At 40.0% G+C, this 24,235-nt stretch carries 24 protein-coding genes; 5 read left to right on the top strand and 19 right to left on the bottom strand.

Translation table 11 applies throughout. The features are described 5' to 3' along the window. Positions 1–99: 99 nt before the first annotated feature. The gene (locus F903_RS11735; RefSeq protein WP_004671500.1) at positions 100–999 is read left to right on the top strand and encodes an ABUW_2363 family tetratricopeptide repeat lipoprotein; all 900 of its coding nucleotides are present in this window, start codon (positions 100–102) and stop codon (positions 997–999) included. Positions 1,000–1,119: 120 nt separating this feature from the next. Beyond that, the gene (locus F903_RS11740; RefSeq protein WP_171065233.1) at positions 1,120–3,129 is read left to right on the top strand and encodes an esterase/lipase family protein; all 2,010 of its coding nucleotides are present in this window, start codon (positions 1,120–1,122) and stop codon (positions 3,127–3,129) included. 59 nt (positions 3,130–3,188) lie between these two features. Here F903_RS11740 and ahpF read toward each other — a convergent pair whose 3' ends face one another. The 16 genes from ahpF to F903_RS11820 form a co-directional block, all read right to left on the bottom strand. Further along, positions 3,189–4,754, bottom strand: a complete 1,566-nt coding sequence (gene ahpF, locus F903_RS11745; RefSeq protein ID WP_005197282.1) for an alkyl hydroperoxide reductase subunit F — start codon at positions 4,752–4,754, stop codon at positions 3,189–3,191. A 130-nt stretch (positions 4,755–4,884) separates the two neighbouring features. Further along, complete coding sequence (locus tag F903_RS11750; RefSeq protein WP_005197285.1) at positions 4,885–5,799, bottom strand: hypothetical protein; 915 nt, start codon at positions 5,797–5,799, stop codon at positions 4,885–4,887. Positions 5,800–6,106: 307 nt separating this feature from the next. Continuing rightward, positions 6,107–7,237, bottom strand: coding sequence for a toxic anion resistance protein (locus F903_RS11755; RefSeq protein ID WP_005197296.1), 1,131 nt, complete (start codon positions 7,235–7,237; stop codon positions 6,107–6,109). A gap of 12 nt (positions 7,238–7,249) precedes the next feature. Then, positions 7,250–8,026 carry a hypothetical protein gene (locus F903_RS11760; RefSeq protein WP_004671510.1) on the bottom strand — a complete coding sequence of 259 codons (777 nt, stop codon included), beginning with the start codon at positions 8,024–8,026 and terminating at the stop codon, positions 7,250–7,252. Positions 8,027–8,150: 124 nt separating this feature from the next. After that, positions 8,151–8,567, bottom strand: a complete 417-nt coding sequence (locus F903_RS11765) for a PaaI family thioesterase (RefSeq protein WP_005197298.1) — start codon at positions 8,565–8,567, stop codon at positions 8,151–8,153. Positions 8,568–8,688: 121 nt separating this feature from the next. After that, the gene (locus F903_RS11770) at positions 8,689–9,672 is read right to left on the bottom strand and encodes a fatty acid desaturase family protein (protein ID WP_005197300.1); all 984 of its coding nucleotides are present in this window, start codon (positions 9,670–9,672) and stop codon (positions 8,689–8,691) included. Positions 9,673–9,783: 111 nt separating this feature from the next. Then, positions 9,784–10,581: a PaaX family transcriptional regulator C-terminal domain-containing protein gene (locus F903_RS11775; protein WP_005197301.1), complete on the bottom strand. Its 798-nt coding sequence runs from the start codon at positions 10,579–10,581 to the stop codon at positions 9,784–9,786. A 216-nt stretch (positions 10,582–10,797) separates the two neighbouring features. Then, the gene (locus F903_RS11780) at positions 10,798–12,687 is read right to left on the bottom strand and encodes a M48 family metalloprotease (protein WP_171065234.1); all 1,890 of its coding nucleotides are present in this window, start codon (positions 12,685–12,687) and stop codon (positions 10,798–10,800) included. 101 nt (positions 12,688–12,788) lie between these two features. Next, complete coding sequence (purF, locus tag F903_RS11785) at positions 12,789–14,327, bottom strand: amidophosphoribosyltransferase (protein ID WP_004671521.1); 1,539 nt, start codon at positions 14,325–14,327, stop codon at positions 12,789–12,791. 24 nt (positions 14,328–14,351) lie between these two features. Further along, positions 14,352–14,945, bottom strand: coding sequence for a CvpA family protein (locus F903_RS11790; protein WP_005197305.1), 594 nt, complete (start codon positions 14,943–14,945; stop codon positions 14,352–14,354). A gap of 1 nt (position 14,946) precedes the next feature. Then, on the bottom strand, positions 14,947–15,954 hold the full coding sequence (locus F903_RS11795) for a quinone-dependent dihydroorotate dehydrogenase (RefSeq protein WP_005197306.1): 1,008 nt from the start codon (positions 15,952–15,954) through the stop codon (positions 14,947–14,949). A 118-nt stretch (positions 15,955–16,072) separates the two neighbouring features. Continuing rightward, positions 16,073–16,552, bottom strand: a complete 480-nt coding sequence (gene gspM, locus F903_RS11800) for a type II secretion system protein GspM (RefSeq protein WP_005197307.1) — start codon at positions 16,550–16,552, stop codon at positions 16,073–16,075. Further along, positions 16,552–17,703, bottom strand: a complete 1,152-nt coding sequence (gene gspL / locus F903_RS11805; RefSeq protein WP_005197308.1) for a type II secretion system protein GspL — start codon at positions 17,701–17,703, stop codon at positions 16,552–16,554. Before gspL ends, gspM begins: the two co-directional genes overlap by 1 nt. A gap of 38 nt (positions 17,704–17,741) precedes the next feature. Beyond that, positions 17,742–18,197 (bottom strand): SixA phosphatase family protein, encoded by a 456-nt coding sequence (locus F903_RS11810; RefSeq protein WP_005197309.1) that lies wholly within the window; start codon positions 18,195–18,197, stop codon positions 17,742–17,744. Between the two features lie 57 nt (positions 18,198–18,254). After that, positions 18,255–19,328, bottom strand: a complete 1,074-nt coding sequence (locus F903_RS11815; RefSeq protein WP_005197310.1) for an NAD(P)H-dependent glycerol-3-phosphate dehydrogenase — start codon at positions 19,326–19,328, stop codon at positions 18,255–18,257. A 47-nt stretch (positions 19,329–19,375) separates the two neighbouring features. Beyond that, positions 19,376–19,954 carry a nitroreductase family protein gene (locus F903_RS11820; RefSeq protein ID WP_034595047.1) on the bottom strand — a complete coding sequence of 193 codons (579 nt, stop codon included), beginning with the start codon at positions 19,952–19,954 and terminating at the stop codon, positions 19,376–19,378. A gap of 250 nt (positions 19,955–20,204) precedes the next feature. On the opposite strand from F903_RS11820, the gene F903_RS11825 reads away from it, so the two are divergent. Then, complete coding sequence (locus F903_RS11825) at positions 20,205–20,585, top strand: hypothetical protein (RefSeq protein ID WP_005197313.1); 381 nt, start codon at positions 20,205–20,207, stop codon at positions 20,583–20,585. Positions 20,586–20,635: 50 nt separating this feature from the next. On the opposite strand, the gene F903_RS11830 is transcribed toward F903_RS11825, so the two are convergent. Further along, a complete protein-coding gene (locus tag F903_RS11830) occupies positions 20,636–20,881 on the bottom strand; it encodes a hypothetical protein (RefSeq protein WP_004671537.1) in 246 nt (81 codons plus the stop codon). A 151-nt stretch (positions 20,882–21,032) separates the two neighbouring features. Then, positions 21,033–22,223, bottom strand: a complete 1,191-nt coding sequence (locus F903_RS11835; protein WP_005197314.1) for a phosphoglycerate kinase — start codon at positions 22,221–22,223, stop codon at positions 21,033–21,035. Positions 22,224–22,363: 140 nt separating this feature from the next. Between F903_RS11835 and F903_RS11840 the strand changes: the two genes are divergently transcribed. After that, positions 22,364–22,747 (top strand): DUF2237 family protein, encoded by a 384-nt coding sequence (locus F903_RS11840; RefSeq protein ID WP_004671539.1) that lies wholly within the window; start codon positions 22,364–22,366, stop codon positions 22,745–22,747. Beyond that, positions 22,747–23,340 carry a Maf family protein gene (locus tag F903_RS11845; RefSeq protein WP_005197315.1) on the top strand — a complete coding sequence of 198 codons (594 nt, stop codon included), beginning with the start codon at positions 22,747–22,749 and terminating at the stop codon, positions 23,338–23,340. The genes F903_RS11840 and F903_RS11845 overlap by 1 nt, the downstream gene beginning before the upstream one ends. Here F903_RS11845 and F903_RS11850 read toward each other — a convergent pair. Continuing rightward, complete coding sequence (locus F903_RS11850; RefSeq protein WP_005197316.1) at positions 23,337–24,221, bottom strand: LysR substrate-binding domain-containing protein; 885 nt, start codon at positions 24,219–24,221, stop codon at positions 23,337–23,339. The genes F903_RS11845 and F903_RS11850 overlap by 4 nt on opposite strands. Positions 24,222–24,235: the final 14 nt, after the last annotated feature.

Genomic DNA, 24,235 nt, shown 5'->3' on the forward strand with positions numbered 1-24,235 from the left:
AAAATACAACATGCCATACATTGCAAGTTGGTTTCGCTTTTCCTAGACTAGCGAAACCAACTTCTTTTACCACCTTACTAGAATTAATGGATGTAGATCATGAATTTTAAGCCTTTGGCATTACTCGTACTTTCAACCTCATTTCTAACGGCATGCGGTATTGCGCCAACCAAAAAAGAAAGTGTTGCTGAACCTTTTGTATTTAAAGAACCTGATCCTACTCCAGCTTTTTATGCTTTAAATCCAATCCAGTATGATGCGCCTCCAAGTTTTGAAATGGCGATCAAAGATGCCACAGCTCAGCCTGTGACCAAAATGGTGGTTTCACTACAAAATGATCCGTCTAAATCAATGACTTTGGATGTAAACAAACTCATTGTTCCAACGATTGATAGCAAACAACGTAGTATGAAATATGCCGTACTCGCTGGTGATAATGAAATCGATGTCACTGAAATCGATGATTTTTTACAATTGGTTGAAGGTAAGGCTCGTCATTACCCACCACGTTTCCCTGATCGTCAAGAACGTAAAGGTTATGAAACTAAACTCAAAGAAATTACCCATAAACTCGATGCTTTAGCAGAAAAACCAAATGCATCATTTGATGTATTAACACGTGCGTTTAAAGCCAGTGTCATGGCGCGTAACTTAGATTTGGGTACATCTTATACTTCTAAATCTTTAAATTATGCACAGCGTATTCTTGCCATTAGCCCAAATGATCCCGAAATCAATTTCTGGTTCGGTTTTGGTTTATCTGAAGGCGGTGGTCAACGTGAAGCAATTCCATATTTAGACAAAGCCATCAAAGGCGGAGTTCAAGAGGCTTATCTTTCTGCTGCTAATAACTATCTTTGGTTAGAGCAGAAGAAAAATGCAATTCAAACCTTAAAGAACTATAAAATTAAATTTCCAGATGAAGCAGAAGTCGCTGATCGTTTAATTCGTGAAGTAGAATCTGGTAAACGCTGGAATGTTTGGCAAGTCATGAACTAATTTCATCTGCGTTATAAATATAAATAGGCTGTCTAGTACAGCCTATTTTTTATTCATTGAAAAAACATCTTATTTCAGTATTATAACTACAACCAATCTCGTGACCTGTGCTGATCCATGATGCAAGCATTTACCCCCAATAAACGTCTATTTGTTATCAGTTTACTCAGTACCCTCATGTTCAGTGGATGTCAGGTTGTCAGCCTAAAAGAACAAGCATTGAATGTCACCATTGCCAATGAACGTAACAGCATCTTGACACAAAAAAAACTCAGTGAGGCTAGCCTCAATGTGCTTTCGATGTCAGGTAAAGCCGCCAAGATTTGTATGGAAACCCCCAATGAATGTGTGGCTGATTTACATGAAATCCCACAAATATTAGATGAACAATTACTATCAACCGCAAGTGAGTTATATCTTGCCAAAGCCATGGCTTTATCGGAGTCATCTGCATGCAAAGTCAGCAAACTGACCAAGCATAAAGCTGAAGAAGAACAAAAAACGATCCAACAAGCTTATGAGCAATGTCTAGATCAAGAACTCGATGCTTTGGATAAAACGATTCGTTACAGTTATGCCTATTTATTTAAAACCACTCGCCAGCCGCAAGAGCGTCTATTTGATAACCGTCAGGTACAAATTCGGGATTTTTATAACCAAGCTTTAGCTAGGCTGGTACAAGTTCACAAAGTTCGATACCCTAAACAAGCATTTGAGCCAACGATTAAAATTGGAAAAAGCACCTATTCACTTGATTTAAATGAATATCAACGTTTACAAAATGAGAGCCTAGAACAGTTTGTTTCTAGCTATAACATGAACTTCTCAGGCTTACGTGCACTTAACCGTCGTGATGGCTTCGGTTCTGATTTTGTTGCGGTCTTTGCCACCTCAGACCGTAAACATGATAACCAATATATACTCGATCCATTAAACTATGACTTTCCTGACGGCATAAACCCCAATATCCATCCAGCACGTTATCTGGCTTCGACCATCATTGCCCAACCCAAAAAAGCTGCTGCAACTGTAAATGATGTTTTAACCAGTCCTGAATTTGAAATTAAAGCTTATGATCCTTATAACACTGAAAAAGTAACCATCGCAGGTAAACCTTACTCACTTGCAGCAAATTTTTCTGCACCGTATGGACTTTGGTTAGCAGAAAATAATTTAGGTGCGGCAGCATATTTAAGCTTGATTGATCGAGATCAGCGTTTAACCATGCCACATCTATACATGTTAGAGCCGTACAACCCAAATAAGAAAATAATCGTGCTCGTTCATGGTCTTGCAAGTAGCCCTGAGGCTTGGATTGCGGTCACCAATGATATTATGGGCGATACTGTTTTACGTGAACAATATCAAGTATGGCAAGTTTTCTACTCAACCAATATGCCAATCCTAGAAAGCCGTTTTCAGATTTATGCATTATTAAAACAAGCATTTTCTTCATTAAATCCCAAAGATGCCGCAGCAAAAGATGCTGTTCTCATTGGTCATAGTATGGGCGGGATTATTAGTCGACTTCTGGTCAGCGATGTTGATCTATCCAAACAAGCATTAGCAATGATGAGTAGTCGCCAACAAACCCAACTGAGAAAGCATCCCGCGATTAGCGAACGACTCAAAATGAAGCCAATTACCAACTTTGATCGGGCTATTTTCTTGGCTTCACCACATCGTGGTACGGATTATGCTGATCGTTGGTTTACTTTAGCTGCGCGTAAAATCATTCGTTTACCTGCAACTTTCTTAACCACGTTGGCGGATACATTGACCAGTGATGATATGGAGCTTAAAGACTTTGTAAAAACGCTGACCAGTGATGTTATTCAAAATGGCCCAAGTGATTTAAGCAAAAAATCAAAATTCATGGAACTGACTGCCGATATTCCACCTGAAAAAGGCTTAGTTTTCCATTCAATTATGGGCAATATTACCAAAAGTGACGATCCTAATATCATCACTGATGGCATCGTTCCTTATAAAAGTGCGCATTTAGATGGTGCTGTCTCTGAAAAAATCTTACATGGTGGACATTCAATACAGGAAACGCCTGAAGCAATCTTAGAATTACGTCGGATTCTGCGTCAACATCTTGTTGATCATGGTTTATATAAACCTTGACGCAATAAAAAATGCCCAAACGCAAGTTTGGGCATTTTTTATAAGAAAATTACGAACTGTTAATTACCCGAACGAATCATATAATCAAAAGCAGAAAGTGATGCTTTAGCGCCTTCACCCGTCGCAATGATGATTTGCTTATAAGGTACAGTGGTACAATCACCCGCAGCAAACACACCTTTGACATTGGTTTCATTACGATCATTTACTATGATTTCACCACGATTACTCAACTCAACTGCACTGTCTTTCAAGAAATCGGTGTTTGGTAATAAACCAATCTGAACGAAGATCCCTGCAAGCTCTACCGTGTGCTCAATATCAGTTGCACGATCTTTATACTTTAAGCCAGTGACTTGAGAACCATCACCCAACACTTCAGTACTTAATGCATTCAGGATTACCGTAGTATTTGGCAAGCTGTTTAATTTGTTCTGTAGCACTTGATCGGCACGAAGTTTGGTATCAAATTCCACCAACGTGACATGCTCAACGATGCCAGCAAGGTCAATTGCAGCTTCTACACCAGAGTTACCGCCACCAATCACTGCAACACGCTTACCTTTGAAGAGTGGGCCGTCACAGTGTGGACAATACGCCACACCACGAGTACGGTATTCTGCTTCACCCGGTACATTCATTTCTCTCCAACGCGCACCTGTAGAAAGAATAATGGTTTTTGATTCAAGCTTGGCACCATTTTCAAGTTCAACTTCGACCAAGCCTGTCGTCGTTTGATCTGCACCGATGATTTTGCTGACACGTTGCAAGTTCATGATGTCGACATCATATTCACGCACATGCGCTTCCATCTCGGCAGCAAACTTAGGACCGACGGTTTTTTGTACAGAAGTAAAGTTCTCGATATCCATGGTATCCATCACCTGACCGCCAAAGCGCTCTGCCACGATACCGGTATTGATCCCTTTACGAGCCGCATAGATCGCTGCGGTTGCCCCAGCAGGACCTCCACCGATCACCAAGACATCAAAGGCATCTTTGGCATTGATCGCTGCTGCATCTTTCTCTGCTGAGTTGGTGTCTAACTTGGCAAGGATTTCTTCCAAAGTCATACGACCTTGACCAATGTGTTGATCATCTTGGAATACCATCGGTACAGCCAAGATTTTGCGTTGTTCCACTTCGTCTTGGAAGAAGGCACCATCAATCATGGTGGTGGTGGTATTTGGATTGTTGATCGCAATCAAGTTCAATGCCTGAACCACATCAGGGCAGTTATGACAGCTCAATGAGATAAACACATCAAAGTTTGCCGCGAGATTTAAGCCTTTAATTTGAGTTAAAAGTTCATCAGAGACTTTAGGGGCATAACCAGACACTTGTAACAATGCCAAGATCAAAGAAGTGAACTCATGTCCCATCGGCAAGCCAGCAAAGAACACACGTGGCTGTTCACCTGCTTTCGCCACCCCAAAACTTGGACGGCGAGCATTTGAACCATCAAAACGCGCGGTCACCTGATCAGATAACTCAGCAATTTCAGTAACCAGTTCTTTGATTTTTGCAGCTTTGTCGGAATCATCTAAAGCAGCAACCAACTCGATCGGACTTTCTAAACGTTCTAAATAAGCTTTTAATTGCGTTTTAATATTTTGATCTAACATCGATGTCTCCAAATTCTCAACAATTCAAGTCGGCTAAATTCATTCAATGAGGCTATAGTACGCAAAAGCGCTAAATAGGTAAAACAGTATGTTTTTATGGGTTTGATCGGATAAACCGAACGCAGTTTAACTACACATCAAGTTTATGCGTAATTCGATCACGTCGATTTTTCAAATGTTTAGCAAGCGTATATAAGATTCCACTTAAGCCAAGTACTAGTGCAATCATTCCCCACAGGATGACATTCACGATTCTTGAGAACTGTTGCGCCTGTTGAGCGCGTGTATCTAATGCCTGTGTCGTCGCTGTAACGCTTCTACCATAAAGTTGCTGCTGCATCACCCATAATTGCTCAGGCTGAAAGTCATATTGATTAAATTGAATTGGATTATTTTTTTCAGTTTCAACGAGCTGATTGACATAGACATTTGCTGTCTTACGGTCAACAGATGGATGTAACAACGCCACTTGAGCCAACACGTAGGCTTTTTCTGTTGGAGAGATATTGGTTCGCTGCAAATCTTGAGCAATTTGACTCTCAATAATATTGGTTCGATAACTCATCCATTGTTGATATGCTTGTTCAGTGTCATCGCTCCAGTCATATTGCAGATAACTTAGACCTGACCAAATCAAAATAAATGCGATCAACCATGCGACAAAACGTTGCGTCCATGATTGAAAACGACGTTGAAAAAAGCGCAATTTCTTAGCCCAATACACAAGCAAAAAAGCACCAATCAGTGCCCCAAAAACTTTAACAAACAGCCACCCTACCCATGACAACAGATTAAAGAAATAATCGATAGGATCTTTAAAAGGGATCAAATCTTGTACGTGATAAGGTAAGTCTAAAACTTGAACATGTGTAGAAAGATCAAAAAAACGATAGATCATCTCTTTTTGAAAAAATAAGGAGACCCCAATGGCTATCACCAAGGTCATACTGAGAAAAAACCAGATCATAAGATGACTTTGGCGCTTTGCTAAAGTCTCTAAACGTTGCTCTATCGGTTGAACACTAAAGTCATCTATGGGTGACAATGATTTTTCCTCTTAATAACAATATCTAAATCAATATAAATTCTCACTATGGAATAGGATACTCGGAAACGTCATCCACAACCTGCGTGCTATCTACAATAAAATGTTTCTGCGATGCAATTAAATAAATGCAAACATCAAACAGGTTTTGTGGATGACAAATGCCTTTGGTTACTTTGGGCGAAACCAAAGTAACTCGCTGAAGGCATATCCTCAAACTCGATGAGAACTCGGAATAACTCCGCTATGATAACCAATTATTTCAATAAATTAGCAAGCATCCAAAAATCTAAATCACATAGAAAAATTAAGATTTAGGTAAATTTTGCCCACTATTTTCCAGTACCAAATGATTTAGATTGTCCTGCAAGGCACGTAAACGAGTAGTTGCCTCAGCACGTTTTTGCATACCTTCTTTCTGGATTTGGATCACATCATTTACTGTATTAATGAGGGTGTTTTGTACATGTTCAAGTGTTTCAACATCAATCACTGAACGTTGATTAGCCTTGGCAGTATCTACTGAGTTTTGATGCAACAATTCAGCATTACGGCGCAATAACTCATTGGTTGTGTCATCAATTGCTTTAGCAAGTTGCACACTATTTTTTTGCTCTTGCAATGAAATTGCTAAGCTAATTTGATTCTTCCATGCAGGTAAGGTAATATTTTTAATCGCATAAAACTTGTCGACCAACATTAGATTATTCGATTGAATAATACGAATCATCGGCAAGGTTTGCATGGCTGAGTGTTGCAACACCTGTAAATCACTGACTCTTTTTTCAAGATTATTCGCCAAATGATTTAAATCATAGACTTTTTGCGTTGTTTGTTGATCTTGCTCTTGTACAGTTAAGGTCGAGATTTGCTGTTGGATGTCATGCTGTTTAAGCTGACCAGCTGCGATATAAACACCAAGTTGTTTATATTCCTCTTGTACTGCATCAAACATTTTATCCAGTGTACCCACACGTGCTTTCAAGCCCGATTGAGAACTTTCGATCTCTTTGACTAACGCATCGATCTGTTCTTTTGTGGTATTAAAATGCTGATCAAAGCTTTGTTTAGCATATTTAAACTTACTCAGTATTCCACCAAAAAAACCTGAGCTTTTTGATTTATTTAAAATACTCGAAGTATTCAGTTGTTGGGCAACCTGTACGACTTCATTTAACTTCTGCCCAGTTGCATCCAAATCCTTATTTTGTACAAGGCTCAGCAACTCATCAGTATAGGTTGAAGTCTTGCTGGCAATATTCTTGCCATACTCCGCCACAACTGTAGTACTAATATCATTCAGCTCTTTATGCGCACTCATCACTTCAGCGAAGTCTTGTGGCTGTAAGCCCAACTCTTTTAAATTGAGTTGCTCAAATCGTTGTTCTTGATTCACAACTAACTCGTTTGATGATGGTATTAACTCTGAATTTGACATAATGCTCCCCTCTTATTTCTGTAATGATTTCTTCAGATTTTGGATTAGATTTTCTCTACTCTTATCGAGCTGTTCAAGTACAGCCGAAGAATTTGACTCACGACTTTGCTTTAAATGATATTGCCACGCAGGAATTAAAACTTGCTGAGCTTCTTTGAAACGGTCTAATAGACTAAAAGACAAATGCTGAGACAATTGCATCTGTTTCATTGCAATATCATTGCTCGCCTGTAAGGTTTGTAAAGTATTAATTTTTTTTGAAAGCCGCTCTACAAAATGATCAAGTGTTTGCTGCTTGCTAAATGCTGGATATTCGCTTAAAAACTGCTCTGCCGCCACAATATATGCCGCCATTTGCTCTCTTAGGCCCAACACTTGTTGTAATCGAGATTGGGATTTTTGAATTTCAATCTGTAATCTTTGGCTTAAATGATTGGCTTGCTGAATAAGTTGATCTAAATCTTTGACATATTTGACTTGACCAGCATCATATTCAATATCAATGCCTAACCATTTCTGTAATGCATTAAATCTTCTACCGCCTACATACTTCTTTGATTGCGATAATTGCTGAATGATTTGAGTGATCACTTCACTGAGTTGTTGGTTGAGTTTGGGATCAACCCCATTCAACAAGACACTTTGCGCTTGAACCAAATGATCAGCATAATGATTCAAACGATGAGGATCGTTGAACAAAGGCAATAAATCATTACGTTTAATCGCTAAAATATGTTCTTGATTTGATTCAATTTGCGATAAAGGGGTAAGGTCAAGCGGTATAGTCATATCTGTAGAAATTAGTCAGAACAAATAAGTTTGAACAGCTTAGTTGTAGCATGTTCTGACTCTTTCGCATACTGAAATGTTGTTATGATTTGCAGTATTTGTCGTTGTTATTTTTAAAATTATTCTAAGATTTTTGTGGTATCGCATAGGTTCCGATAACGTGTGCCACAGCTTCTTCCTCATCACCAGAATATAACCAAACTTCACCCGTCACTAAAGTTTTGCCCACTTTAATCAATTTACAAACTGCTCGTATATTCTGACCTGCTTTGGGCTTACGAAAAAAGTTAATCGTCATATTGGTCGTGACTGCCATGGCAACCAACCCTAAATGTCCCATAATCGCCACATACAATACAAAATCAGCCACCAACATTAAGGTCGGACCCGATACTGTCTGACCAGGACGCAAATCCTCCCGATCAACTTGATATAACAACTCCGCACCTTTAGGTGTAATCGCTTCAATACTACATTTTCTAAGTGCTTGTGGAAATTCTTGAGCTAAAAACTCAACGATTTCATGTTTCGTAATTGTCATTTGCGACCTAATATCGATTTTCAAAAGTTTTAATTGTGTCAGTGAGGTCTTATCTGTCATTTATATATACGCATGGCGTAGAGCATACAGACCTCACCTATTCTTAGAGCTTAATGCAATTTCAATCTACACGATTGGAAAGTTCATTTAGCACTTGCCAATAGGTTGGCGGTTCAGAAACATGTCCACGCTCACGTAACATTTGATGCATTTTTGGCAATTTAAAATAAGGAACTGTCGCCATCAAATGATGTTCTTTATGATAATTGACATGAATCGGTGCGACTAAAGCTCGTGCGATAAAACCTGCTTGTGTGGTGCGGGTATTGGTTAAAGCGCTGTTGCTCGTTGGCATACCGGCATGTTCTGCCATAGAGCGAACACGTAAAAACAATGGAAACGGGGTTAAATAAGCCAAAACCCAAAGCGCATACAGTTTAGGATGACCTGCCGCCCACAATGCAGAAAACATAGCGGCGTTGGTTGCAATCGCCCCTGCACTGTTTTTTAAAAAGGCCTTTGGATAATCAGACCAATGTCGCCCTTCCTGAGAAATCCAGCGACGATCATTCGAAACCGTCCATTGCATTTTCTCAATATCCATCAACACTCGCCCAACCGCAAATTTAAAACCCGTAACACCAGATAAATCACGAATAAATTTGCGCATCAACGATTTTTTCGAGGTTGGAAAGCCTGTAACAAGTGATACATCAGGATCATCGACTGTTGAGGTTTTACTGTGATGACGCATGTGATGCGCGCGGTACTTATGTAGATCATTCCAAATTGGGCGTGCACATAACCAATCTGTCGCGGTGTCATTCAGCCATTTAGTTTTAAATAAACTTTGATGTGAAGCATCATGCATTAAGATAGCCAATGCCAATTGTCGACCCGCCAAAACCACCAACGTAGCGACGCACATTAATAATTTTCCCCAAGCAGGCAAATATTCCCAAGAGGTCGCAACAGCGGCAAACGTTCCACCGATGACTGCCCAAGTTGACAATACCGCCCAACCACCATGTACATCCGATTTGGCTGTGAGTGCCGTGATTTCTTCCCTACTGAATAAATCGCTCATTGCGACACGTGTATTCATTTCGCTATCCTGCCTATTTATTTTCTATAGATACGTAAATTATAATTTTATTCTAAATCATGTAATATTTCTGTCAATAAATTTAAAAGATATATTTTGTAATATTGATACTTATACCGCACTTTCCTCATAAAACTTGGCCCATAGTGCTAACCCCGTTTGATCGAGTTGCTGAACACTGGATGCAAACTGATCACGAAGTTCGACATCAACAAAATCTTCGGGTAATAAAGGATCATTCATCAATAGTGAAATAGTCTGGCGACCCAACAATAGAGATTCTCTCGTTGCATCATCCAAGTCTAACTGGTTGACCGTTAGTAACCAGTCTTGAATCATCTGACTATATTTCTCATAATTTTGATTCAGTGTCTGTGTCGGCCATAATTTAGGAATACTGACCAAAGTTGCTGGGTCAAAATGATTAATCTGACAAATCTTGGCGCTGCTCTCTAAACCAGTCGCTTGTAATGCTGAGACAATATCTGCGAATGAAATCGCGAGATTATCCGGACGAATATAAATACCTTGTTCTAGTTCCTTAAAACCAAAATGTTTTAATGCTCTTTCTCGACGATTCAATGCAGTACGGTCAACCCGTCCTAATTCACCAGTAAACACCGCAAGATATTGGTGATTCCAGACTTTAGTACGCTTAATACCGCGCTTACGATTCAACATGACATCTGCCCACTCATGTGATTGGGCTGTAAACTGGTACACGCCACGCTCAATGGCTTCGATCACGCCTTCACCCGATAGACGAGTTACAGCAACACGAATACTATTCTCACTAATTTCAAACAATTTAGCGGCAATAATAATTTGCTTAATCGAAATCTCACGGCCTTGCGAACCTAAAAGTAAATCAATAATTAAATCTCGGGCATTTAGTTTCACTATTGTCATATTGCTATTGAACCAATTTAAAAATATAAAAATTTAAACCATAGAATTCATTCATAAATACCTTTTGTTCTCCCCATACAAGAAATACAAAGCGGGTGCAATTAATGATAAAAGCGGCTTAAAGGGTTTAGAAATTCTAGCATTGCACACTGCAATTTTTATACACTACCGATCAAAGGCATGCTCAAAAGAACACGGACGCATGCAAAATTTATCTTAAATAATCATCAAACTATTTTTCTTCTGCATTTGTTCAACAACTTCTTTGGTCTCAAAGCCCAAACGCCAATATAACAATTCTAAAACATCTAGCTCATCTTGTGTAATGATCCGATCACTCCACAAACACCGCTCAGCAATGGCTAAGATATTGAGACGATCACGTAACAGCAGTCCAGACACATCATTTAAAATTTCAGCAAGATCAAGTGGCTCATCTGAAATGTCCGCATACATTCGCATTTCATCTTCAGTTAAAAGAAATCTTAAAATGCGCTCGCGTACTTCGAGTTGATTTGGACTATTAATTTGTTGTACATGCAATAAAGCATCGATCAAATGAACGATCTGAGACTTCACGTCTTCAAATGCTGCTGGTAGATGTGCTGGCATCAAGTTTAACTCATGCTTCACGCGCTCTAGGAGTAAAGCATCTAGCAACCCCACTTCACCATCCGCTTGTATAATCGACGCTAATTTCGTTAAAAACTGACGTGCGATACTGGTCAGCATATGACCAATATTTTTACACGCATCATGGAAGATTTGAACATGAATTCGACCATCTAAATTTAACAAAGCATCGACTATGGCATGACTTACTGGTGCGTCTTGTGGAATAAACTCACGGTATTGGCGAATCATTAAAATCGCCACCATAAGCTCTCGTGAGCCAGTTGCCGTCTGCATTGCCCTTTGAATCAATTCAGGGCGCTTCTTATGCTTACGCACTTCAGGATTGAGTGGCTTAATCGCATCATTCAATGCAAAACTGATTGGAGACAAGCGCAGCAAAGGTAATGGCTGAGGTGAGCTCCACGGTGTCGAGATATCAGTAATTTCTTCTTCCAATGAGCGGAACAAACTAAATAACGGGCGACTACGCAACTTTCTAAGATTTTCTAATTGTAAATCTTGCAATAATGTTGGGTTTAGCTCATAGATCCGCTCTTTAATGCTTGGATGAATATTCATCCAACTTTGTGGGCTGAGTGAGTTGGCAAAGCACATATGCGAAATCGATTCAGAATATGCACTGTGAATTTGCGAGCCTGAGTGATGTACATAGATACGCAATAGCGTTTGAATATTGGCATTATTATTCATCAAATGCATGGTTTTCAAATCATTGCGAAAGGTTCGACCACTCAAGGTTAGATATTTAATAAAGCGTGTAATAAGAATACCTAAACTACCGATTAGCCAGATCACACCACCAATCGCAACAAAAATCGTTTCAAACTTATTACGACGTTTAGTTGCATAAGGACTATAGCCAGCCTGTGCTAATTTGCTGCCCCACTGACTAAATGTGGTTAAGCCGCTGTAGAGAATTTTAAGCTTGGTATTTTCAACCGCCTCACCCGATAAAATTTGATTAAACTCATAACTCAGCAACCCATACAGCTCTAGTTCATCTAGATTCTGCAATGCGCCCCAAGTCAAAATAATCACAATATCTTGAGATTTAAAACCTGCCGTTAGTGCATTTACACCGACTTCATCAGGCAATACGTAAACGGCTGGAGTATCAATTGCAAAGCTATTTGCGACTTGCTCTACAACTTTTAATGCCGTGTTTTCTTCTGGGGTGCTTTCATCAAACACTAAACGTCGAGCTTTTAGCTGCTTCGCAAGTGAATGTCCGCCTTCACGTAACACATAAAGTTCCGCACCGACAGACCACAACATGACGAAAATCAATAAAGCAATAAAATACGGGCTAAGCGCATGCCACCAAATGAGCTGCGTATAATCAAAGAAATGAACCACCAGACCCAAAATTAAATTGAGAATAAAAACGGTCAATAACATCGCGAGCCAACAAAAACTCATTGACCATACGATGCTTTTATTTTCAATTAAATAATGGCTCATTTCTTTCAATGTAAAATTTCCTGATTACATTGTTTATATTAGGATGTTTCGTAGCCACCATCATAGAATAAAAAAGCGGGAATTTCCCGCTTTTCTATAAATGCAGTACGTTACTCTTCTTTGATGCCAGTTAAATCAACTGAAGCAGCATCGATGTTTACATCAATATAGCCATCGGCTTGCTTCTTCGCTGTATCATTACGCTTTTGTTCAAGATCAGCTAGATAAGCCTTGTCGATTCCACCAGCAACATAAACACCATCAAATACAGAGCAGTCAAACTCTGTTAAATCAGGCACTTTACTGGTACGAACAGCATCTTTCAAATCTTCTAAATCTTGAAAAACTAAGCGATCAGCACCAATAATTTCACGAATTTCCTCTACAGTACGTTCTGAAGCGATTAATTCTGATTTCGCTGGCATATCAATACCGTACACGTTTGGATATTTCACCATAGGCGCAGCAGATGCAAAGAAAACTTTTTTCGCGCCTGAGTCACGTGCCATTTGAATGATTTCATTACACGTTGTACCACGTACAATCGAGTCATCAACTAAGAGAACATTTTTGTCTTTAAACTCAAGTTCTACAGGATTGAGTTTTTGACGAACTGATTTTTTACGTTGTTGCTGACCAGGCATAATAAAGGTACGTCCGATATAACGGTTTTTCATAAAACCTTCACGGAATTTCACACCAAGAATATTTGCCAACTCCAATGCAGAAGTACGACTAGTATCAGGAATTGGAATCACAACATCAATATCGTGTTCCTCACTCCATTCTTTTAAAATCTTATATGCAAGTTTTTCACCCATTTTCAAACGAGCTTTATAAACAGAAATGCCATCAATAATGGCATCTGGACGTGCAAAATAGACGTACTCGAAAATACATGGACGATATTCTGGATTTACTGCACATTGCTTAGTGAATAGTTCACCTTCTGAATTGATAAAGATGGCTTCGCCTGGCTCAATATCACGCTCAATTTTAAAACCAAGCGCGGTGATCGCCACCGACTCCGAAGCAATAATATATTCGGTACCTTGTGTGGTTTCTCGTGAACCATAGATTAAAGGACGAATCCCGTTTGGATCACGAAAGCCGACTAAACCATGACCAGTGACCATTGCCACCACGCCATAAGCACCTTTACAACGCTCATGCACACGAGAAACGGTATGAAACATGTCCTCAGGTGTTGGGTTCAATGTGCCACATTTCTGTAACTCATGGGCAAATACGTTAAGTAAAACTTCCGAATCCGAATCCGTATTCATATGACGTAAATCTGTTTTAAACAGATCATCATGAATTTCTGCGGCATTGGTTAAATTACCATTGTGCGCAAGCGTAATACCGTAAGGAGAGTTCACATAAAATGGTTGAGCTTCAGCGCTACTTGATGAACCAGCAGTTGGATAACGAACGTGTCCAATGCCATAGTTTCCAAGTAAAGCACGCATGTGACGAGTATGGAATACATCACGTACCATACCGTTATCTTTGCGGAGAAATAAACGCCCTTGATCGCAAGTTACGATGCCTGCTGCATCCTGTCCTCGATGTTGCAACATCGTCAAGGCATCAAATAACATTTGGTTTACTGGCGATTTACCGGCAATCCCAACTACTCCACACATAGCAACCTCGCAACAAGCTAGCGATTAATAAAACGGATTTTTCGTCGAATGATCAGCGCGATGATCGGCTGAAGCACGTTCTGATTCATTCATGTCAATTGAAGGGCGATGTAATAACGCACCTTCGGAAGTCATTTGGTTTAAAGCTTGATTTGCAGCATCTTTGGATAACTCAGTAGCCAAAGGCGCATAAGGTAATAGAATTTGTACAAATTTCGACTGTTTCCAATGTGGTGAACTCTCAACCCAAGGTCCTAAGCCTTGCATGGTAACCAAAACGATTAACAGCCCTTTTAATGAACCAAAAGCACCGCCTGCTAAACGATTTAATGGGCCCAATTTTAAAGTTTTCAAGAGTCCATTCAACAGGGCTGAAACGATCCACGTACACACCACGATGATCAGTACGATAAAAGCAAACGCTGCAATTTTTTGCACAACAGGATCTTGGCTTAGACTGCTCATAGCAGGTGCCAATACGACAGCGTACTTTGCTCCGACGATCAAAGCGAATATCCATCCGACCAAGTTCGCAAAGGCTTTTATAAATCCTTGACGCAAACCGTTCAGCCCTCCAATGAGCAAGATGATCAGAATAATGATATCAAGCGTGTTCATTTCACAATGTCATCGCGTTTACACAATCTTTCACAAGCACTGGACCGGTATAAATCAGCCCACTATAAATTTGAATTAAGCTTGCGCCTGCCTGCTGTTTGGCTACAGCTTGGTCGCCAGATAAAATACCACCGACCCCAATTAACGGAATTTGTCCTTTCAAGACTGTAGAGAACTGACGTAAGCATTCTGTACTTTTTTCAAATACTGGTGCGCCAGATAAACCACCTGATTCATCGCCATATGGTAGATTTTCTACCCCTTCACGGCCTAAGGTGGTATTAGTCACAATCAAACCATCGATCTTAAATTTCAACAATTGCGCTGCAATAAAATCAATGTCTTCTGGGGTTAAGTCTGGTGCAACTTTCAGTACTAAAGGAACATAATGATTATATTGTTGTGAAAGTTCAAGTTGACGATCTTTCAAAGTTTTTAACAATTCTGTAAGTGCATCACCGCTTTGTAAACTACGTAAATTTTTAGTATTTGGTGATGAAATATTAACGGTAATATAAGAAGCGTAATTATAAACTTTCTCTAGACAAATCAAATAATCAGAGACAGCATCCTCAACAGGCGTATCCGCATTTTTTCCGATATTGATGCCTAAAACACCTTTGAAGTTTGCTGCTTTTACATTTTCAAGCAGTTGATCGACCCCATCGTTATTGAACCCCATACGGTTAATAATTGCTTTTGCTTGAGGGATACGAAATAAACGAGGTTGTGGATTGCCTTCTTGTGGGCGCGGTGTGATGGTACCAATTTCGATAAAACCAAAACCCAATGCCGCTAAAGCATCAATATGTGCACCATTTTTATCTAAACCAGCAGCGAGACCAACAGGATTTGGAAACTCGATCCCCATACAGGTCACTGGTTTTGCTGGGACTTTTTGATGCATTAAACCGAATTTTTGGGCTTTACCGAGCATGGAGAGTGTGAGTTCATGCGCACGTTCAGGTGCTAAGGTAAACAACAAAGGGCGCGCCAATGAATATAACATACCAATCACAGTCTACTGATTTTCAAGTACCCATATTATAGGCACAGGCTCAACAAAACACCATGCTTAGCATAGAGTTATTTTAGGTTCTGCCGATATTTCAAGCACGCATGCGTTGTTATTGTACCGTTGCAGTTAATTTGATCTGGTTATTGTTAGATACCATTTCCATTTTTACCACACTCAGTCCCATTTGCGACAGTTGCATCAAAAAGTTTGCCAGTACAGCATAATTTTTATGTTCAGCAACAATTTGAATCTGCTCGCCACTCGGTTGTGATGAAACTGCAAGTCCCTGTTGCTGTGCCGTGCGTTGGATCTTATCTGCGGCGGAAAGTTCAAGATCATTTGCAGGTTTCATGGTTGCAGCATTACTCTGCATCCACACGGTTAAATCTTTTAATTCATTCACCCGTTTTTGTTGCTGATCCGCCAAACTATGCATTTTCCATACAGCTGCACCAATGACCACCACAACGACAAAAATAGTCGTAAAAATCACCATGATGCGTTCACGTGCCGATAAAGTTTGTAAATACTGATCTAAAGCTTCTGCTTTCTGATCGAAGTAATTTTGTATTTGCGTTAATGCTTTCATTATTTTATTTTTACCGTCCCAATCGCACCGACACTGTCCGCTTGAACATTGCCTAATTCAGCTTGAAAACCCTGTTGATTGAGTTGCTGCACCAATGTTTGCAAAGCATTGGCTGAGTTGGCTTTCAGAGCCATCGACAATACAGATGCATCAAAACTCATCTGTTGAGCCACAATCTGATTTTGCATCAAAATAGGCCCAACACGACTCAGTAGTGAGAGTGCTTGTGCATCTCCAAGTCGACTCATACGCAACTGGCTTTCAAACTGGCTTTTAATATTTTGCTCAGTCACACGACTGTTTTCGCCAAACCAATACTTGTATTGATCCACAGCTTGTAGTGCGGTCTGATCAGCGACCTTTTTAAGCTTTGACCAACGTAATGCATCATAGCCCAATTGGACAAAAATTACGGCCATGAAAACAACAGCAGCGGCTTTCCAGTAACCTGACCATTGAATATCCGTATTTTTAGCTTTTGGGAATACATTGAAAGGATGTTGCTTGGCTCTTGGGATTTGATGGAATTGGTAACTAAATTCAGTACGCTGCTCTCGACTTGAAACACTTGCTAATTGATCTAGCTGATTGGTATTTAAATTTGCAAATTGATACTGTGTTTCAGTTGGCTGGAATCCTAAAAACAACCCTAAATCATCGACTGAGTTGCCTAACCAAGTATTTTCTCTGACCAGCAAATGATCATAAAGATTGACCAGCACCACCTGATTATTTTCAGGGTTGGCTTCTGGTTCAGGCAAAATCAAAAAGTCTGGTAAAAAAGCAACTATTTCAATTGGCAATAAACTTAAGGCATGCTGCCAAGTTTCAATTGTTGATTGAGCAACCCCTAAAATATTCAATTGATCCTGATGAAAATGATGCACAACTTTCATGTGATCAATCGGCAAAGTCACATACTCTTCCAATAGATACTTGACGCCCTCTGGACCTAATTGCTTGTAATGCGTCTTTGTCATCGGTTGCTGCAACATTTGAGCATTTCGGCTTGGGAAATAAATAACCGCTTCTTTTCCACTATGCGCTTGCAAGTCTTGAATCAATAGTTCAAGACTATTTGCCTGCAACCAATTTTCCCCAGTCGACCAATACCATGTTCCGTTGGTTTCGGGCATCCATATATACAACATACGTGTTTAGTACTCTTATTCTATTGCGGGAATGTCCGTTATATCGTTGGAATAAAACTATTCTTTTGCGTAGATAAACCATTGGCGATAACAGCTTGATCATAAATCCGCGCTTCAGCCAATGCAAATGGTTGAAAGCTTTCAAGTGTTAATTGCTCAGCAATATGCGCAATCACATTCATATGACAAACCACAGCAATTGATTCATACGGCAGTTTTGATAGCCACTCAATTGCACCTTTCGCATCATCATCTGGTTTAATCTTATCGCAAATTAAAACAGGGATTCCTGCAAAATGAGCCTTGATATGTTCCAAAGTTTCTTGTGCACGTAATAATGGACTCACCACAAAAATCTCAGGTTGAATCATATCTTTTAGGAAAAGCCCAGTCTGTTTAGCTTGTTGATGACCTCGCGCCGTTAAAGGACGTTGCATATCATTCCCATTCACTGCTGGGGAGGCTTCACCGTGGCGGACTAATGTAAGTTGCATAACATAACCTTATTTTTTATATCGCTATATTAACCATCATTGATGACAGTTTTTTGATTAGACTTCATGGTGAGGTAAAACAAATTCAACATCACTGCGATGACCATTTTTCATTAAAGATAGTGCGATCGTCATTGGTGGGGCATTTTCAAAAATAACTTCATATAAAGCATTGGTTATCGGCATATATACATCTAGTTCGGCAGCTTTAGTACGAACTTGAACAATGGTATTAATCCCTTCAGCCGTTTGACCCAACTCTTTAGTCGCTTGATCAAGTGTTTTGCCAGAACCCAAGGCGAAACCAATTTGATAATTACGGCTCAATGGACTGTTACAGGTCGCAAATAAATCACCGACACCAGATAAGCCCAAGAAAGTGAGTGGATTTGCACCTTGCTCTACGGCGAAACGACTCATTTCGGCCAAAGCGCGTGTTAAAATCATGCTCTTGGTATTTTCACCGATGTTATAAGCAGCACCCATTCCCATTGCAACCGCATAAATATTTTTGAGCGCGCCACCCAGTTCAACACCATGCACATCATCACTGCCAAATACACGAAATAATGCACTATGTAATGCATGTTGTACTGCATAGCGTACCAATTCTGATTCACTCGCAATCACCGTACCAGATGGCATACTTGCCATAATTTCTTTGGCCAAGTTTGGACCAGACAATACACCATAAGGAACTTCAGGCAATTCTTCTCGAATGATTTCACTCATGAAACTAAAGGTTTTTGCTTCAATCCCTTTCGTCAGTGAAACAACCGCTTGCGCGCTGATAAAGGGTGCGATTTGTTTAAGTACATCGCGAAATGAATGGCTTGGAATCGCCACTAAAATAATATCGCGATCACGAACAGCCAGCTCTAAATCTGCGACTGCGCGTAAAGTCGGTTCTAATGTGTAATCAGGTAAATAGCGTTTATTGACATGGGTCTGATTGATTTCTTCAGCGACGACTGCATCACGAATCCAAATCATGGTATCGCAACCATTGCGTGCAGCTAAATTAGCCATTGCGGTACCAAAGCTACCACCACCAAGTACTGTAATTCTTAATGCCGTTTTTTGATCCACTGCAACGGGTTCAACTAAATCGCTAAATTTTAACTCTGCCATTTTTTATCCTGAAACTAATTTCTTTGTTTAATCATTCAAAAATAAGATTAGGTTGATTGCCATATTTTTACAAAATTCTGACTCTCTATTTCTGCACGTGGCGCAATCACTTTAGCAGCCGTACCAATATAAATAATACCTGAAATCAAATCTTGCGCTTGTAATCCTAATTGACGCTTAAGCCAATCAGACTCAACCACGGCACCAGAACGCCACATACTTGCAAAGCCTTGTGCCTGCAAAGACAACAACAGGTTCTGAATCGCAGCCCCTGTACTAAGGATTTGCTCAAAATGTGGAACCTTAGGGTGATCTTGAAGTGTTGTTAACGCTAAAACCAACATCGGTGCGCGAAACGGATGATGTTTTGCACGCTCCAAATGAGTTGAATCTGTTTCACCTAAATCAGCTAAAGCCTTAGCCAAATGTTCGCCAAAAGCAGCTCGATGCTCAGCCGTGATGACCACGAACCTCGTCGGCTTTAAACGATGATGATCAGGCGCTGTTAATGCAGCTTGAATTGCTTTTTCGAGTTGCTCTGTATTCGGTGCTGGTTCAATTAACTGCCCAATAGATTGACGTTGATGAATATTTTGATGAATTGTCTCTATATTTGAGTCCGTCATTGACATGAATCTAACTAAGGCAAGGATTTTGCTAGATTAGCATAATCTGAATAATTTTCACTACGTCTAATTGAGGCTTGTTCAATATTCATGAACGAATTTCATCACTGTAAATAACGTCGCGAGCTAAAGATTAAGATGTGACAATTTCCCTTACCAAGTGTCACAACAAACTGTACACAAGCTGCGAAAGTAATTAAACATTATATGTTTCAATAATCAGATGATATTCATCACTAGAGAAAAAGCAATGAAAAAAAATTTAGTTCTTAGTTTAATCGGTGGTTTAGCGCTTGGATTAACAGCATGTGCATCTACTCCTACCAGCACATTGGCCATTCAAAAAGAAAATAATCAATATGAAGTGACAGGTATTGGCAAGACCAGTCTCATTTCTAAAAACAATGCAATTAGTGCTGCACAGAAGACCTGTACTCGTAATACCTCGGCTGTTGTGGTGGATGAAAAAGTGGTTTATCAGGGTGTGTTAAAAGGTGTCGTAGATGAGCAAACTGGCAGAATGGTCGAAGCTGCCGCAGGTGTACTTGGCTCGATTACGGGTACTAAAGCATCTTTATCTAAAGACGACGACTATCAAACCAAACTGACCTTTTACTGCAAAGCGAACTAAATAATACAAAAAAGCCGATGCTATGCATCGGCTTTGGTATCTGTTAAAGCTTATTGAAGTTCACTTGCTGCAACTTCTGTATCAGCATCTTCAACAACATCAGTATTGTGCTCATCCATGATTGGTTTATCAATTGCATCGATAGCAGCTTGTTGAGCAGAAGTCGTCTCTGTTGATACAACTGAAGTTGCTTGTTCTTGGTCTTCAGCAGTTTTCGCTTCTTCTTTCTTTGCGCAAGCAGTCAATACCATTACTGGTGCGATCATTAAAGCAATAAGTGTTAGTTTAAAATTCATTGCAGCTTCCCATCATTACTGGTTAGTTTGATGACAATCATATGTCAACAATGTGACATTTTTATGACCACAAGACAATAAAAAAGCAAAAGAGCCGATTTACATCGACTCTCCTCTTTCATCTTTTGTTATAAATCAAAAGATTAGAACTTTATTGAGCACGCTCAATTAATACAGCTACAGCAGGTAAAGTTTTGCCTTCTACAAACTCCAAGAATGCACCACCACCTGTTGAGATATAACCAATTTGATCTGCAACTTCATATTTATCGATTGCAGCAAGTGTGTCGCCACCACCCGCGATTGAGAAACCCGCTGACTCAGCAATTGCCAATGAAAGTGCTTTCGTACCTTCACCAAATTGATCAACCTCGAAGACACCCACAGGGCCATTCCAAAGAATGGTTTTTGAAGATTTCAAGATTTCAGCAAAAACTTTTGCAGTTTCAGGACCAACATCCAAAATCATGTCAGTGTCAGTCACATCTTCAACTTTTTTCACGACAGCTTGAGCATTTGCCAAAGAACCTAAGAAATCATCAAAGTTGATTTGACTTGCATCAGCAACCACAACATCGGTCGGTAATGGAACACTTACCTTTGCAGCAATTTGCTTCGCAGTTTCAATCAAGTCAGCTTCATACAGTGATTTACCCACATTGAAACCAGCAGCAGCCAAGAATGTATTTGCAATACCGCCACCAACGATCAATTGATCACAAAGTGTTGATAAAGAATTTAATACATCAAGTTTAGTTGAGACTTTAGAACCTGCAACGATTGCCACCATTGGCTTTTCAGGTGTTTGCATAGCACGACCCAAGGCATCCAACTCAGCAGCCAATAAAGGACCAGCAGCAGCGACTTGAGCAAAACGAGCAGCGCCTTCAGTCGAAGCTTCTGCGCGATGCGCGGTACCAAATGCATCCATAACGAAAACATCACAAAGTGCAGCATATTTCTTTGCAAGTTCTTCGTTATTTTTCTTTTCGCCATGGTTGAAACGAACGTTTTCAAGTAATACCACTTGGCCCGCTTCAACTTCAACGCCATCTAAATAGTCAGTCAATAATTTAACGTCTTGACCCAAAGCTTTGCTTAAATAAGCAGCGACTGGCGCAAGCGATTGTTCAGGTTTTGGCTCACCCTCTACAGGACGACCAAGGTGAGAAAACACCATAACCGCTGCGCCTTTTTCTAAAGCAGCTTGAATGGTCGGCAACGCTGCACGTAGACGTGCATCGCTAGTAATTTCCCCACTTTTTACAGGAACGTTTAAGTCTTCACGAATAAGAACACGTTTACCTGCTAAATCAAGGTCAGTCATGCGCTGGAAATTCATGGATGGCTCTCTAATTGATTTTAAAAACGGCACAATTTTAAATGATTCTCAAAAATAAAGGTGAGTTTTTTTTGTAGAAAAGCTGTCGAAAGCCTCACTTTTGATTATGATAACTCTCGTCTTTATATCTTTTTATTATTATGTCTATTCATCCAGATCCTAAAATTAATCGTTTAAACGTACTTGGCGAACCTTTAGCCAGTTGTTGTTATGACCCAATTACGGGGTACTTCCGTAATGGTTTCTGCCACACATCTACTACCGATTTAGGTCAGCACACCATGTGCGTGCAAATGACCTCTGAATTTTTAAATTTTTCCCAAAAAGTCGGCAATGATCTGATCACACCTTTGCCAGAAATGAGTTTCCCAGGTCTCAAACCTGGGGATTTCTGGTGTATCTGTGTGACACGCTGGGTAGAAGCCTATGAAGCAGGTCAAGCGCCACCGATCAAACTGAATGCCTGCCATAATGCAGTACTTCACTATGTACCACTCAATATCCTTGTGGAATACGCAGTGTAATGAACCAGTTTGAGCTTATTTTGGCTTCAAGCAGCCAAACACGTAAAGCACTCATGGATCGCTTAGGCTTGGCTTATCGCTGTATTTCACCTGATATCGATGAGTCGGCAAATGGTGAAATGCTTGCTGATGATCTGGCTAAACGTTTGGCTTATGAAAAGGCACGTGTTATTGCTGCACAACATCCCCATGCCATTGTGATCGGTTCTGATCAAGTGGCTTGGCGTGAACATGCACCTTATGACTTTATTGGTAAACCTTTAACCGTTGAAAATGCCATTCAACAACTACAAGCCAACTCAGGTAAAACGGTCTTCTTTAGTACCGCTTTAAGTGTTCAACACGCACAATCAGGTTTTGAAACCACGCTGGTTGAACATTACCAAGTAAAATTTCGCACACTGACGCTTGCTGAAATTGAGCGTTATATTGAAATAGATCAGCCTTTGCATTGTGCCGGTAGTTTTAAATGTGAACGTTTAGGAATTAGCCTGTTTGAGAAAATGATCGGTGATGACCAAACCACGTTGATGGGCTTACCCATGATTCAACTGTGTAAAATTTTGCGTGAACGTGGAATTAATTTGCCTTAAACGCCAATAAACTGCTGCTTAAGCCATTGTTGAAAAGTCTGTAGCCCCTTGTGGTCTACATGTCGCTTAGGCAGCATGGTGTAATAGCTGAACGGACTTTCCCAAGCAAGTTGGCTTGAGTCATTTTCACATAGCCAACCCTGTGCAACAGATTGCTGTACTAATATTTTACTGACCACTGCAACCCCTAACCCTGCCAAAGCAGCCTGAATGACCTGATTTTCATCCTCAAAAAAATCAGGCTTGGGATATTCTTGTCCCAATAATTGTGATAAGAAATCAGCGTGATCATGTTTTAACAAATCTGCATTTTTCCACTGAGTCATAAACAGTCTCATTTGAGATTGATCTGTGAGATTCGCCCAATATTGTTGAGTTGCAAATAAACCAAAAGTGTCTTTTACAAGTGCGACAACATGAGAATTTTTAAGGTCAGCTACACCGTAACGAATCGCCATATCAATACTTAAATCATGATTTATATCGACCATCTGATCATCCGCTTTAATTTGTATATCAATATCGGGATGTAAATTTTTAAAGTCATTTAGTCGTGGCACCAACCACATTGCTGCAAAAGCATTTGTGGTGCTAATGGTGATTTTCTTAGCACTAGCTGTTAATTCAGACAAAGTTTGTTTTAATTCTGAGATCATTTTTGTACTGACCGCTGCGAGCTTTTCACCTGCTTCGGTTAGCGTTACTATCCTAAATCCACGTACAAATAGCTTTATTTCCAACTCTTTTTCCAGTTCACTGATTTGATGTGAAACTGCTGTGGGCGATACATTTAATTCTTGAGCAGCCGCTTTAAAACTTTTTAAGCGTGCAGTGGCTTCAAACACTTTTATACTATTTAGTGAGGGTAATCGCTTCAGCATCTCTGCACCTCTTT

Origin of the sequence: Acinetobacter sp. NIPH 298 (assembly GCF_000369505.1) — a bacterium.
Lineage (GTDB): Bacteria > Pseudomonadota > Gammaproteobacteria > Pseudomonadales > Moraxellaceae > Acinetobacter.